Annotated in this window: 14 protein-coding genes; 11 read left to right on the top strand and 3 right to left on the bottom strand. The window is 66.2% G+C overall.

The features are described 5' to 3' along the window. Positions 1 to 219 precede the first annotated feature (219 nt). Genes EPD80_RS03615 through EPD80_RS03595 form a run of 5 tightly spaced genes read left to right on the top strand, consistent with a single transcriptional unit; the run spans position 220 to position 3450 of the window. Positions 220 to 396 (top strand): hypothetical protein, encoded by a 177-nt coding sequence (locus EPD80_RS03615; protein WP_185957694.1) that lies wholly within the window; start codon positions 220 to 222, stop codon positions 394 to 396. Positions 397 to 451: 55 nt separating this feature from the next. Further along, positions 452 to 1171, top strand: coding sequence for a dienelactone hydrolase family protein (locus EPD80_RS03610; RefSeq protein WP_142809516.1), 720 nt, complete (start codon positions 452 to 454; stop codon positions 1169 to 1171). 26 nt (positions 1172 to 1197) lie between these two features. Next, positions 1198 to 2094, top strand: coding sequence for an MlaD family protein (locus EPD80_RS03605; RefSeq protein ID WP_142809514.1), 897 nt, complete (start codon positions 1198 to 1200; stop codon positions 2092 to 2094). A 4-nt stretch (positions 2095 to 2098) separates the two neighbouring features. Beyond that, complete coding sequence (locus tag EPD80_RS03600) at positions 2099 to 2734, top strand: ABC-type transport auxiliary lipoprotein family protein (protein WP_142809512.1); 636 nt, start codon at positions 2099 to 2101, stop codon at positions 2732 to 2734. After that, positions 2731 to 3450 (top strand): uracil-DNA glycosylase family protein, encoded by a 720-nt coding sequence (locus EPD80_RS03595; RefSeq protein WP_142809510.1) that lies wholly within the window; start codon positions 2731 to 2733, stop codon positions 3448 to 3450. The genes EPD80_RS03600 and EPD80_RS03595 overlap by 4 nt, the downstream gene beginning before the upstream one ends. Positions 3451 to 3523: 73 nt before the next feature. Here EPD80_RS03595 and EPD80_RS03590 read toward each other — a convergent pair whose 3' ends face one another. Further along, a complete protein-coding gene (locus tag EPD80_RS03590) occupies positions 3524 to 4606 on the bottom strand; it encodes an NlpC/P60 family protein (protein ID WP_221928821.1) in 1083 nt (360 codons plus the stop codon). 37 nt (positions 4607 to 4643) lie between these two features. Between EPD80_RS03590 and EPD80_RS03585 the strand changes: the two genes are divergently transcribed. Continuing rightward, positions 4644 to 5252, top strand: a complete 609-nt coding sequence (locus EPD80_RS03585) for a UbiX family flavin prenyltransferase (protein WP_142809508.1) — start codon at positions 4644 to 4646, stop codon at positions 5250 to 5252. A 5-nt stretch (positions 5253 to 5257) separates the two neighbouring features. Here the strand turns inward: EPD80_RS03585 and ptsP are convergent, their stop codons facing one another. Further along, the gene (ptsP, locus tag EPD80_RS03580; protein WP_142809851.1) at positions 5258 to 7000 is read right to left on the bottom strand and encodes a phosphoenolpyruvate--protein phosphotransferase; all 1743 of its coding nucleotides are present in this window, start codon (positions 6998 to 7000) and stop codon (positions 5258 to 5260) included. Between the two features lie 13 nt (positions 7001 to 7013). Further along, complete coding sequence (locus EPD80_RS03575; protein WP_142803950.1) at positions 7014 to 7283, bottom strand: HPr family phosphocarrier protein; 270 nt, start codon at positions 7281 to 7283, stop codon at positions 7014 to 7016. Between the two features lie 124 nt (positions 7284 to 7407). Here EPD80_RS03575 and EPD80_RS03570 point away from each other — a divergent pair, with 124 nt between their 5' ends. The 5 genes from EPD80_RS03570 (at position 7408) to EPD80_RS03550 (ending at position 12554) form a co-directional block, all read left to right on the top strand. Then, a complete protein-coding gene (locus EPD80_RS03570) occupies positions 7408 to 8190 on the top strand; it encodes an alpha/beta fold hydrolase (RefSeq protein WP_142809505.1) in 783 nt (260 codons plus the stop codon). 134 nt (positions 8191 to 8324) lie between these two features. Continuing rightward, on the top strand, positions 8325 to 10247 hold the full coding sequence (mnmG, locus tag EPD80_RS03565; RefSeq protein WP_142809503.1) for a tRNA uridine-5-carboxymethylaminomethyl(34) synthesis enzyme MnmG: 1923 nt from the start codon (positions 8325 to 8327) through the stop codon (positions 10245 to 10247). Next, a complete protein-coding gene (gene rsmG, locus EPD80_RS03560; RefSeq protein WP_142809501.1) occupies positions 10244 to 10912 on the top strand; it encodes a 16S rRNA (guanine(527)-N(7))-methyltransferase RsmG in 669 nt (222 codons plus the stop codon). The genes mnmG and rsmG overlap by 4 nt, the downstream gene beginning before the upstream one ends. Continuing rightward, positions 10912 to 11703, top strand: a complete 792-nt coding sequence (locus EPD80_RS03555) for a ParA family protein (protein ID WP_142809499.1) — start codon at positions 10912 to 10914, stop codon at positions 11701 to 11703. The genes rsmG and EPD80_RS03555 overlap by 1 nt, the downstream gene beginning before the upstream one ends. After that, positions 11703 to 12554 carry a ParB/RepB/Spo0J family partition protein gene (locus tag EPD80_RS03550; protein WP_142809497.1) on the top strand — a complete coding sequence of 284 codons (852 nt, stop codon included), beginning with the start codon at positions 11703 to 11705 and terminating at the stop codon, positions 12552 to 12554. The genes EPD80_RS03555 and EPD80_RS03550 overlap by 1 nt, the downstream gene beginning before the upstream one ends. Positions 12555 to 12661 lie beyond the last annotated feature (107 nt).

Genomic DNA, 12661 nt, shown 5'->3' with positions numbered 1-12661 from the left:
GGGTCGGGTGTGATGTTTTGGTATGGTATAAAGGGAATCTCCCGTCGACAAGCGCTTTTTATGCATCGACCGGTGCGCTGCGCTCATTGCGTGAGGGTAGGGGATGCGCAAGCGAATGCCTTCGACGATGGCGCTGCGGCTCGAGGCGCTGGAGTGCGATACCTTGGCGGTGATGTCCGACCAGGGGCGGGCACGCTGGAGCTCGCCGCCGGAGAGCTGATGATTCCCCGCAATCGCAGCTTCGTGAGCCGCCGCGCCTATTACCTGATCGTGCCCGAGCGCAAGGCCGAACGCCAAGCGCTGGCGGCATTTCGTCAATGGTTGGTGGCCGAGGCAGGGCGCAGCCGTGAATCGGTCCGAGGCGCAGCGGTGGTCAGCAGGGGAGGGCGGTGCTAACATATATCGAGGGTTATTTGGCCCGCAAGGATTTCCTGCCCAGAGGAGGAACGAGATGACGATACGCACGCGTTTGGTGGAATACACACACGAGGGCACTACGCTCGAAGGCTTCCTGGCGTGGGACGATGCGATTACGGGCAGGCGTCCGGCCGTGGCCGTGGCGCATGCCTGGGCCGGACGTACCGCATTCGAGTGTGAAAAAGCGCGTCAGCTCGCGATGCAGGGCTACGTCGGATTTGCCGTCGATATGTACGGCAAAGGGGTGCTCGGCACGAGCAAGGAAGAGAACGCGAAGCTGATGACGCCTTTCATCGAGGATCGCGCGAAGCTGCAGGGGCGCATCGCCAAGGCGATCGAGACCCTGCGTGCCCAGCCCGAAGTCGATGCCGACCGGATCGCGGCGATCGGTTTCTGCTTCGGTGGGCTCACGGTGCTCGATCTGGCGCGCAGCGGGGCCGACGTGCGCGGGGTGGCGAGCTTCCACGGCCTCTTCACGCCGCCGGGCAACACCGCGGGCAAGAAGATCAAGGCCAAGGTGCTGGCGCTGCACGGTTGGGACGATCCCATGGTGCCGCCGAACATGGTGGTGGACTTCGCCAAGGAAATGACGGAAGCCGGCGCCGACTGGCAGTTGCATGCCTTCGGCAACACCATGCACGCCTTCACCCTGCCGGAAGCGAACGATCCTTCTTTCGGCACCGTCTACAGCCCGTCGGCCGATGCGCGTTCCTGGGCGATCCTGCGCGAGTTTTTGCGCGAGATCTTCGCTTGAGACGAGCACCTCGGCGCTGACCAGACGTGGAATCGCGCGTTCCCTACGCGATCGTCGGCGTGTTCGTCGTTTTGACGCTCACGGCCCTCGTCGGCTTGGGCTTGTGGCTGGGCGCCGACGTCGATACACGCCGCTATCTGCCTTACCGAGTGCTGACGACCGAATCGGTGACCGGCGTCAACCGCGGCAGTTTCGTGCGCTATCGCGGTGTGGTGGTGGGGCGAGTGTCGTCGGTGCGCCTGTTCGATGCCGAGCAGGTGGCCATCGATTTGGAGATCGTCGAAGGCACGCCAGTCAAGGTCGATACCAAGGCGACGATCGCCAGCCAAGGGTTGACGGGCCTGTCGTACATCGAGCTCTCGGGTGGATCCGCCGAATCGCCTCCGCTGTTGCCCGGGCCGGACGGGCGCCCGGCGGTGATCCAGTCTGCACCATCGCTGATGCGCCGGCTGGACGTGGCGCTGTCGCAGAATCTGGAGCAGGTGGCGGGGGTGATGCAGCAGCTGCACAAGCTCCTCTCCGACGACAACCTCGCCAACCTCACGGCGACGATGGCCGACGCGCGCCGTTTCATGGCTGCGCTCGCCGCCCAGGAGAAACGCATCGACGCATTGGCTGCCTCCTTCGAACGAGCCGCGGCGCAGATGCCGGAGCTAGCCGTCGACGGGCGGCGGACGTTGAACGAGGCGCAGGCGCTCTTGGGAGAACTGCAGCAAACGGCTGCGGCACTGCGCGAGGCTACCGTGACGGCGCAGGAGGAGCTGCAGGCGGCGCGTCGCAGGGTGCAGCCTGAGGCAGTGGCTGCGCTGCAACGGCTGGAATCCTCATTGATGCGGTTGGAGCGTTTGAGCACTTCGCTCGAAGAGCGGCCGCAACGTTTGCTGTGGGGTGATCCCCCGGAGCGGCCCGGACCAGGGGAATGACACGATGGGCGCCAGGGCGATTTTGCTGATTCTGGGTACGAGCCTGACGGTGGGTGCTTGTGCAGTGGGGCCTCAGGGGCCTGCACAGGCACCGGCGCGGCTGTCGCTGGAAGCGGCGGCCCGTGCGGCGGGATCGGGCGCAGCGCACGGCGTTTCGCAGTCGCTGCCGCTGACGGTTCAGGTGAGTACGCCCTGGGTGGCGCCGGCTTTTGCCGGAGAGCGCATCGCCTACCGTCGCGAGCCGCTGCGCCTGGAGTATTACACCCTCAGTCGCTGGGCGGAGCCGCCCCAAGAGGCTGTGGCGGTGGTGCTCACGCGCCATCTCGAGGAAAGCGGCGCATTCCGCGTGGTGCTTCCGCCGCAGGCGCGCTTACCGGCCGATCGACGGCTCGCCGTCGACGTCGATCTCATGGAAGAACGGGTGCCGCCGGTTGGACCTACCCCTTACGGTGAAGCGGAAGTGGCACTGCGGGCGCGCTGGGTGCAAGCCAGCGACGGGAAGGTACTGGCGAGCCGGCGCTTTGGTGCGACGGTTTCCGTACCCCGCCCCGACGCCGAAGGAGCCGTGCTCGCGCTCGGCGAAGCGCTCGCGCGCGTGAGTGCGGAGGTCGCGCGTTGGGCGGCGGAGGTGGAGCGATGAGCGCCGAGGCGCTGGTGGCAGCAGCGCGTCGTCTCCGTGAGCGAACCGCGACACTCGAGTTTGATCTGCCGGTGACACATGTCTATGCTCCGCTCGACTACGCTTGGGCGGTGCATGAGCAATACCTGCGCCGCTATGGCGAGGGGCCGAAACGGGTCCTTTTCTTGGGGATGAATCCCGGACCATTCGGCATGGTGCAAACAGGAGTGCCTTTCGGGGAGGTCGCAGCGGTACGCGAGTGGCTGGGCCTGGATGCGCCCATCGACCGCCCGGTTCGGGAGCATCCGCAACGCCCGATCGAGGGGTGGTCCTGTCGTCGATCCGAAGTTTCCGGAGCGCGTCTGTGGGGGTTCTTTCGTGCGCGATTCGGTACCGCGGCAGCCTTTTTTGCCGAGCACTTCGTGGCGAATTACTGTCCGCTCGCCTTCTTCGCCGGTACGCGCAACCTCACGCCCGACAAATTACCCTCCGAGGCGCGGGCGTCCTTGCTCTCCATGTGCGACGCGCACCTACGCGAGGTGGTCGCGGTCTTGCAGCCACGATGGGTGATCGGGGTCGGGGCGTGGGCGGAGCAGCGGGCGCGCCAGGCGCTCGCGACGATCGAGTCGGTTCGCATTGCTCGCATCTTGCATCCGAGCCCGGCGAGTCCGGCGGCCAATCGCGGCTGGGCCGAGCAAGCTCGCGCGATGCTCATCGAGCAAGGGGTGTGGGCTTAGGGAGACGCTGAAGAAGCCGCGGAAAACCTGCCGTGGGTCCGGGTGTCCGGAGCACGAGCGTTCGTGGGCGAGTTCATCGATCGTTTTGTGCCACCCGCCCCATGGGCTGCGGCTGAGACACGGTAGTGACGGGACTGTTGGCTTTTGCTTGGGTCTGCGGTTTCGTGGCAGGCGTGTTTTTCGCCGTGTTCGCCACTTTCCCCGTTTGCCCTTGAGCTTGGCCGGATGGCGAGGAAGCGAGAGAGCGGCTCGCTGCCCGGGTGGTGGCTGGCGGGGTGCGCGTCTTCGCTACTGGGGTTTTCGTCCTGTTCGTTTTGGCGTTGCGCGTGGCGTTCGCGGGCTTGCGGGAGGTTGCTTTGGCTGTGGCCGGAGTGGTTTTTGCGCCCGGGTTTTTCGGGGCGAGGCTGGCGGCCATGGCGGGCGCGCCCACTGCTGCAGCCGTCTCGAGGAGGGCGGTTTCTTCCGTGGAGGACGGTTCAGCCGTTTTTTCTTTCTCTTGCCGTGAAAATTCTAGTGGTTCGGCATTCAAGCCTTCGATTCGTCCTCCCGCGACGAATCGCTCGCGCCAGTAGCCTCGTTCGAGGGTATCGATGGAGACGTTGCGGCCACTGCGTGGGGCATGGATGAATCGCCCGTTGCCGAGGTAGATGGCGACATGGTTGATCGAACGGCTGCGTCTACCGGTCTTGAAGAAGAGCAGATCTCCGGGCTGCAGTTCGTTGCGTGAGACCCGTTCGGTGGCATGATACATTTCGCTTGAGGTGCGAGGCAGCTCGATGCCGATGCTGGAAAAAGAGTATTTGACGAAACCGCTGCAATCGAGCCCCTCGTCGGGGTCGTTGCCTCCCATGCGATAGGGGGTGCCCTGCAAGGAGAGTGCGGTCTCCAAAGCCCTCGTCATTCGACTGGGTTTGACCTCCGCTCGGAGGGTATAGTCGGGGCTGCGGTAGATCGGTGCGGTCAGGAAGACGTCGAGCGCATCCTCTGCTTCGTCAGTGTCTTCGTCGCTCACGAGGGACGGGTCGCTGTGGGTGAGGGCATATCGGGAGGAATCGGACCGTACTGCCTGCTGGGTGAGGGTGCAAGCACTCAGCAGACCGAGCATCATTGCCAGGAGAATCGGTCGCCACGGACAGTGGGAGACTGGTGTGGGCATGACACACCTCCGACCGGAAAAAGGATAATTGTCAATTATGCAACGAAATGTAGGCGATGCAAACCTCGCTCGATCCCCGTCGCGACTGGTGGTGGCGGTGACCGGTGCCTCGGGCAGCATCCTGGCGCTCGAGCTGTTGCGTTGGTTGCGCGAGGTCACCGACTGGGAATTGCACGTGGTGGTATCGGCGGCGGCGTTGCGTACCGCTCGGTACGAGCTCGGCGTCGGGCGCGAGGCGTTCGCGGTGCACGCCGATGCGCTGCACGCGAACAAGGACATCGGCGCGCCGATCGCCTCGGGCTCGTTCGTCACGCTCGGCATGGTGGTGATCCCCTGCTCGATGAACACCTTGGCGGCGATCGCACATGGCCTGGGGGACACCCTCATCGCACGGGCGGCCGACGTGACGCTCAAAGAGCGCCGGCGCTTGGTCCTGGTGCCACGTGAGACCCCCTTGAGCCTCATCCATTTGCGCAACATGACGACGGTGACCGAGGCGGGCGCAGTGATCGTCCCGCCCGTGCCGGCGTTCTACCTGGGGGAGCTCACGCCGCAGCGGCTGGTGCAGCAGATCGCGATGCGGGTGGCTTCGCTCTTCGGCGTGGCGCCGGCGCCGTGGGCGGAATGGACGGGCGGCGAAGGATAGGCGTTTCAGGCAGAGGTCGCCGCGGCATTGAGCTTTTCGAACGCCTCACGCAGCCGTGCCGGCTCATCGAGCTTGAGCAGGCGCTGTACCTTGGGGGCGAGGTCGGCGAGGTCGGCGCGCAGTAGCCGCTGCTTTACGCTGAGCACCCGCTCCGGATGCATGGAGAATTGCCGCAGTCCCATGCCGAGGAAGAGCCAGGTGTATTCGGGGTGGCCGGCGAGCTCCCCGCACAGGGATACGGGCAATCCGTTCTTGACGCCGAATTGGATGGTGCCCGCGATCAGTCGCAGTACGGCCGGGTGCAGGGGATCATAGAGATCGGCCACCGCATCGTCCTGCCGGTCGATGGCCAGCGTGTACTGGATGAGGTCGTTGGTGCCGATGGAGAGGAATTGCGCGCGTTTGAGGAAGATGCCGGGCGTGAGCGCTGCGGCTGGGATCTCGACCATGGCGCCGAGTGCGACGTCTTCGGCGAATTTCTTCCCCTCGCGCTGTAATTGCTCCTTGGCGCGGGCAATGAGCTGCAGCGTCTGGTCGATCTCGTGGGCGTGCGCCACCATGGGCAATAGGATCTTGAGCGTGCCGTGCACCGAGGCGCGCAGCAGCGCCCGCAGCTGGGTGAGAAAGAACGTGGGTTCGGCAAGGCAATAGCGGATCGCGCGCAGCCCTAGGGCGGGATTGGGCTGCACCCGCGTGGTGTTTGGGGCGAAATCCTTGTCTCCACCCAGATCGAAGGTGCGGATGGTGACCGGCTTGCCTTTCATGCTCTTGAGCACGTCGCGATAAGCCTCGTACTGCTCGTCTTCGCTCGGGCGGTCGAGCCGATCGAGGAAGAGGAATTCGGTGCGGTACAGCCCGATGCCGTCGGCGTTGACGCGGTGCACGAGGTCGAGGTCGCGCGGCGTCTCGATGTTGCACAGGAGCTCGATCGGCGTGCCATCGAGCGTGACGGTCGGGGCGTCCTTGAGGCGGGCGAGCCGCGTGCGCGAGATCTCCAGCTCGGCCTTGCGCAGGCGGTATTCCTCGACGATGCTGGGATGAGGGTTGACGATGGCGACGCCGCGCGCTCCGTCGATGATGACGAGATCGTCTTCTTCGAGGAGCGAGCGTGCGAGCCGCACGCCCACCACCGCGGGCAGTTGCAGGCTACGCGCGACGATGGCGGTGTGCGAGGTGGGGCCACCGACGTCGGTGAGAAAGCCCGCGATGTGCTGTCCGCGAAAACCGATGGTGTCGGCCGGTGAGAGGTCGTGCGCCACGACGACGGTGGGCAGGTCGTCGCGCCGCGGTTTCGGCGGGCGTGCTAGCCCCAGCAGTTCCTTGAGGAGCCGCTCGACGAGTTGAATGACGTCGGCGCGCCGCTCGCGCAGGTAAGGGTCTTCGATGGCGTCGAATTGCTCGAGCAGCGTGTCGAGCTGCTGGGTGAGCGCCCACTCGGCGTTGATGTGCTGCTGGCGCACACGCTCGCAGGCGGCTTCGACGAGCAGCGGGTCGTCGAGCATCATCGCTTGCAGGTCGAGAAAGGCGTTCAGTTCGGCCGAGGCTTGGCTCGCGGCGGTGGTGCCTTTGAGCGCGGCGAGTTCGGCCTTGATCGCAGCGGCGGCGGTGCGCAGGCGGGCGCATTCGTCCTCGACCCGACTGTCGGGGATCTCGTAATGGCTGACTTCGAGCAGGGCGTGCGAGATGAGATGCGCCCGGCCGATGGCGATGCCGCTCGAGACGGCGAGCCCGTGCAGCGCGAACGAGATGCCGCTCAAGCGCTTACTCCCCTTCGCCGAATCGGTTGCGGATGAGCTCGACGATGGCCTGCAGGGCTTCGTCGGCACGTTCGCCCTCGGTCTCGATCTCGACCTTGCTACCTTTGGCGGCAGCGAGCATCATCACGCCCATGATGCTCTTGGCGTTGACCCGTCGCCCACTACGACTGATCCAGATCTGACAGGGAAATTGGCTGGCGAGCTCGGTGAGCTTGGCCGAGGCTCGCGCGTGCAGTCCGAGCTTGTTGATGATTTCGACTTCGGCTTTGGGCATGGTGGTGGTGATGTCGGCAAAGGAATTGGTCTCATTCTAACGAATGCGACGGAAAAACGCTCCTTTTTCCACCAGAATCGGGGTGATGCTAGACTACATGAACTCAATGGGGTGAAAGGAAATCATGGCGTTCGTCGACATCGACGGAATCAATCTGGAATACGAATGGTGGCGGCCGCGGGAGGCAGCCGCGGAGTCCTCGCCCGTCGTGTTGTTGCACGAAGCTCTGGGATCGGTGTCGATCTGGCGGGATTTCCCGCAGCGCCTCGCGGACGCTCTGCGCCGTCCCGTGATGGCCTATTCACGACAGGGTTATGGGCGCAGTGGACGAGAAGATCGTCCGCGCGGTTTGGATTACTTGCACCGCGAGGCTTGGCATTGGTTGCCGCGAGTGCTGGAAGCGCTGGAGATCGAGCGCCCGGTGCTCGTGGGGCACAGCGACGGGGCTTCGATCGCTCTCCTCTACGCCGCTTCCGGTTTGGCGCCCCAGCCAGAAGCGGCGGTGCTGATCGCGCCGCACGTCGAGGTGGAACCCGAGGCGATCGCCGGGATCGAGGCGGCCGACCGGCTGTGGCGCACGACCGACTGGCCGCAGCGCCTGGCGCGACATCAGTCCGATCCGCAACGTGTATTTGCCGCGTGGCGTGATACTTGGCGCTCGCCCGAGTTTCGCGCGTGGAACATCGAGGCGGAGATCCCGAAAATCGCCTGTCCGGTGCTGGCAGTGCAGGGTGATCGGGACGAATACGCGACCTTGGCGCAGATTGAGAAGATCGCGCGGGGCGCGCCGAGAGGGAAAATGGCGGTATTGCCGCAGTGTGGCCACAGCCCGCATCGGGAACGGCCCGATGCATTGATCGCGGAGATCGCCCGGTTCCTCGACGAGCTCGACGAGAAGCGTGCATGAACGGCGGGCCTGCTGGGTGTGGTTGAGCAGGCTGTAAGCGGGGCTCTTCGCCCGCGGCGGACACTGAACCCTTTGCTGTTCTTTGGCGTCGAAAACGCCTATAATGAAAAGTTTTCCTCGATCATCGCACGCCCATGATCTTTCCCGAACGCTTCGACGTCATCGTCGTCGGCGGCGGCCATGCCGGGACCGAAGCGGCCTTGGCCGCGGCGCGGGCCGGCGCGCGCACGCTGCTGCTCACCCACAATCTCGACACGCTGGGGCAGATGAGCTGCAATCCGTCCATCGGCGGCATCGGCAAGGGGCATCTCGTCAAGGAGGTCGACGCGCTCGGCGGGGCGATGGCGCTCGCCACGGACGAGGCCGGCATCCAGTTTCGCACGCTCAATGCGAGCAAGGGGCCGGCGGTGCGCGCCACCCGCGCTCAGGCCGATCGCGTGCTCTATCGCAAGGCGATCCGCAAGCGCCTGGAGAACCAGCCCAATCTGTGGCTCTTCCAGCAGGCCGTCGACGACCTGCTGGTGCAGGGCGAGCGCGTGCTGGGCGTGGTCACTCAGCTGGGCATCCGTTTCGAGGCGCCGGCCGTGGTGCTCACCACCGGCACTTTTTTGAACGGCCTCGTACACGTGGGGTTGTCGCGCTACACGGCCGGACGCGCGGGCGATCCGGCCTCCTTGTCGCTTGCGCAGCGGCTTGCCGAGCTGGGGCTGCCTAAGGGGCGCCTGAAAACCGGCACGCCGCCGCGGCTCGATGCGCGCACGATCGACTTTTCCCGCTGCACCGTGCAGCCGGGCGACGATCCCGAGCCGGTGTTCAGCTTCCTCGGCTCGCGCGCCATGCATCCGCCGCAGCGCCCTTGTTGGATCACGCGCACCAACGCGCGCACGCACGAGATCATCCGCCGCAACCTCGATCGCTCGCCCATGTACTCCGGCGTGATCGAGGGGGTAGGGCCGCGTTATTGTCCCTCGATCGAGGACAAGATCCACCGTTTCGCCGACAAGGACGGGCACAACGTCTTCCTCGAACCCGAAGGGCTGGAGACGAACGAGATTTATCCCAACGGGGTATCCACGTCGCTGCCCTTCGACGTGCAGATCGAGATGCTGCGCACCATCCCGGGGCTGGAGCGGGTGCATGTGCTGCGTCCCGGCTACGCCATCGAATACGACTACTACGATCCGCGCCACCTCAAGCACAGCCTCGAGACCAAGCACTTCCACGGGCTTTTCTTTGCCGGCCAGATCAACGGCACCACCGGCTACGAAGAGGCCGCGGCGCAGGGGCTCCTCGCCGGGGTCAATGCCGCCCGGTTCGCGCTGGGGCACGAGCCGTGGTGGCCGCGACGCGACGAGGCTTATCTCGGCGTGCTCGTCGATGATCTCGTCACCAAGGGCGTGAGCGAACCTTACCGCATGTTCACCTCGCGCGCCGAGTTCCGCTTGCAGTTGCGCGAGGACAACGCCGATCTGCGGCTCACCGAGATCGGGCGTCGCCTGGGGCTGGTCGATGATCTGCGCTGGACGGCGTTCTGCCGCAAACGCGAGGCGATCGAGCGCGAGACCGCGCGCCTGCAGGCACAGCGGGTCGTGCCGGCTCGGATCTCGCCGGACGAGGCGCAGGCGTTCGCCCAAGTGCTGGGCGCGCCGCTCGAGCGCGAGGCGAGCTTCTTCGATCTGCTGCGCCGTCCGGGGGTGCGTTACGAGGAACTCATGACCTTACCCGGCGCGCCGGAGCTGCCCGAATGCGACCCGGCCGTGATCGAGCAGCTCGAGATCGCTGCCAAGTACCACGGTTACCTCGCGCGCCAGCACACCGAGGTCGAGCGGCTCAAGGCCGCCGAGGCGGTCCGCATTCCGCGGGGGATCGACTATTCCCGCATCCCGGGGCTGTCGCGCGAGATCCAGCAGAAACTCGCCCAGCACGCGCCGGAAACCCTGGGGCAGGCGAGCCGCATCCAGGGCGTGACCCCGGCGGCGATCGCCATTTTGCTCGTGTGGTTGCGCCGCGGTGAATCCGCGCCCCAGGCCGAAGTGGCGCCGGAGGGCACCGAGTGAGCCCTCGCGCTCCTGCGCTCCAGGACGAGGCCGCGGCGCGCACTCTGCTCGAAGAGGGCGTCGCCGCACTCGGGCTTTCCTTGCCCGCGACGACGCTGGATGCGCTGTGGCGCTACGCCGGGCTGCTCGTGAAGTGGAACCGCGTCTACAACCTCACGGCGATCGCGCGGCTCGACGAAGTCGTCACCCACCACCTGCTCGACGCGCTCGCCGTCTGGCCCTGGGTGCGACAGGAACGGGTGCTCGTCGACGTCGGCTCCGGCGCAGGGTTGCCGGGGCTCGTGCTTGCCCTCGTGGCGCAGGCCGAGGAAAGTCCGCTCGTCGTGCATTCGCTCGACGCGGTGGCGAAAAAAATCGCCTTCCAGCGCCAGGCGGCGATCGAATTGGGGCTGAAAGGATTCCACCCTTGGCACGAACGGGTCGAGCGCTGGCGGCCGCCGGCGCCGATCTCGGGTATCATCTCGCGAGCATTCGCGCGCTTCGATGAGTTCGTCGCGCTCACCCGCCACCTCCTGCCGCCGGGTGGGCGCTGGTATGCCATGAAAGGGCCGCGCCACCGCGACGAACTCGCCGGCTTGCCGGCGGACGTGGTGACACGAGTCGTTCCGCTGGGCGTGCCGGGGCTTGCCGAGGCGCGCCATCTCGTGATCGGGGAATTTTGCTGATGGGCCACGTGTTTTGCATCGCCAACCAAAAGGGCGGGGTCGGCAAGACCACGACCAGCGTCAACCTTGCCGCGGCGCTCGCCCGGCGGGGGCACCGCGTGCTGCTCGTCGACCTCGACCCGCAGGGCAACGCCACCATGGGCAGCGGCATCGACAAGCGCACGCTCGAGCGCTCCGTCTATCAGGTGCTGGTGGGGCTGTCGGGCTTGGAAGAGGCAACGTTGCGCTCCGAATCCGGCGGCTACGACGTGCTGCCCGCCAATCGGGAACTCGCCGGGGCCGAAGTGGAGCTCGTCGACTTGCCGCGACGCGAATTCCGTCTGCGTGACGCGCTCGCCGCCGCCCCTGCCGCCTACGATTTCGTGCTCATCGACTGTCCGCCGTCGTTGTCGCTGCTCACGCTCAACGCGCTCACCTGCGCCCACGGCGTGATCATTCCAATGCAATGCGAATACTATGCGCTGGAGGGCTTGTCGGATCTGGCCAACACCATCAAGCGGGTGCATGCGAACCTCAACCGGGACTTGCGCATCGTCGGGCTGCTGCGGGTGATGTTCGATCCGCGCGTGACGCTGCAGCAGCAGGTCTCGGAGGAAGTGCAGCGCCATTTCGGCGAGAAAGTCTTCACGACGGTGATCCCGCGCAACGTGCGCCTGGCTGAGGCGCCGAGCCACGGCATGCCCGGAGTCGTCTTCGATCCCCGCGCGCGAGGCGCGCTCGCCTACCTCGAATTCGCCGCCGAGCTGGAACGGCGCTTGGGCGTGTCAGCCCCGCTCACGGAGGTGCACTGATGGCGGCGGGCAAGCGCAAGGGTCTGGGTCGCGGACTGGACGCGCTGCTGGGTGCACCGGTTTCGACGGCGCAGGAGACGTTGTGCCATGTCGATATTGATCGCATCGATCCCGGCCGCTACCAGCCGCGCACGCGCATGGACCCGCAGGCGCTGGAAGAGCTCGCCGCCTCGATCCGCGCCCAGGGCGTGATGCAGCCGCTGCTGGTGCGTCCCGTGGGCGAGCGCTATGAGCTCATCGCTGGCGAGCGGCGCTGGCGTGCCGCCCGGATGGCCGGGCTGCTGGAAGTGCCTTGCCTCGTGCGCGAGATTCCGGACGAGGCGGCGCTGGCGATGTCGCTCATCGAGAACCTCCAGCGCGAGGATCTCAACCCGATCGAAGAGGCCCTGGGGTTGCAGCGGCTCATCGACGAATTCGGCATGACGCACCAGCAGGCGGCCGAGGCCGTCGGACGCAGCCGTTCGGCGGTCACCAACTTGCTGCGCCTGCTGCAATTGGCCGAGCCGGTGCGCGAGCTGCTGATGGAGGGCGCCCTGGAGATGGGGCACGCACGGGCGCTGCTCGCGCTCGCCGTGCCGCAGCAGGTGGAGCTCGCTCGGCGCGCCGCGGCGCAGGGCTGGTCGGTGCGCCAGACCGAACGCGCCGTGCAGGCGCTGCTCGCTCCGCCCGCGCCCAAGCCGGAGGACGTGAAAGACCCCGACTGGCGGCGGCTGGAAGAAACGCTTTCAGAGCACTTCGGCGCGCCGGTCGTGATCAAGCGCCGCCGCGACGGGCGCGGCACGCTCGAGATCGCCTTCAGTGACGCCGACACGCTCGAAGGGCTGCTCGAACGTCTGGGCGTGCGGTCCTAGGGAAACGCGCTGAATAATTGGCTGCGCGGGCGAATCGCTGCGTTGCGCGGTGCTCGCTCCCTCGCCTATCCACTCGATATGTCTCGGTCGCTGCGCTCCGTGCGCCT

Origin of the sequence: Tepidiphilus olei, from assembly GCF_006980705.1 — a bacterium.
Classification (GTDB): Bacteria; Pseudomonadota; Gammaproteobacteria; order Burkholderiales; family Rhodocyclaceae; genus Tepidiphilus; species Tepidiphilus olei.
Note: the sequence above shows the minus strand (reverse complement) of the source record. Positions and strands in the feature narration are given on the sequence as shown.

Bases quoted from the DNA above. Each gene is read 5' to 3' on its own strand.
- EPD80_RS03610 (WP_142809516.1), top strand. From the start codon at position 452: ATGACGATACGCACGCGTTTGGTGGAATACACACACGAGGGCACTACG.
- mnmG (WP_142809503.1), top strand. From the start codon at position 8,325: ATGATCTTTCCCGAACGCTTCGACGTCATCGTCGTCGGCGGCGGCCAT.
- EPD80_RS03570 (WP_142809505.1), top strand. From the start codon at position 7,408: ATGGCGTTCGTCGACATCGACGGAATCAATCTGGAATACGAATGGTGG.
- EPD80_RS03555 (WP_142809499.1), top strand. From the start codon at position 10,912: ATGGGCCACGTGTTTTGCATCGCCAACCAAAAGGGCGGGGTCGGCAAG.
- EPD80_RS03600 (WP_142809512.1), top strand. From the start codon at position 2,099: ATGGGCGCCAGGGCGATTTTGCTGATTCTGGGTACGAGCCTGACGGTG.
- EPD80_RS03595 (WP_142809510.1), top strand. From the start codon at position 2,731: ATGAGCGCCGAGGCGCTGGTGGCAGCAGCGCGTCGTCTCCGTGAGCGA.
- EPD80_RS03615 (WP_185957694.1), top strand. From the start codon at position 220: ATGATTCCCCGCAATCGCAGCTTCGTGAGCCGCCGCGCCTATTACCTG.
- EPD80_RS03550 (WP_142809497.1), top strand. From the start codon at position 11,703: ATGGCGGCGGGCAAGCGCAAGGGTCTGGGTCGCGGACTGGACGCGCTG.
- EPD80_RS03590 (WP_221928821.1), bottom strand. From the start codon at position 4,606: ATGCCCACACCAGTCTCCCACTGTCCGTGGCGACCGATTCTCCTGGCA.
- EPD80_RS03585 (WP_142809508.1), top strand. From the start codon at position 4,644: ATGCAACGAAATGTAGGCGATGCAAACCTCGCTCGATCCCCGTCGCGA.
- EPD80_RS03575 (WP_142803950.1), bottom strand. From the start codon at position 7,283: ATGCCCAAAGCCGAAGTCGAAATCATCAACAAGCTCGGACTGCACGCG.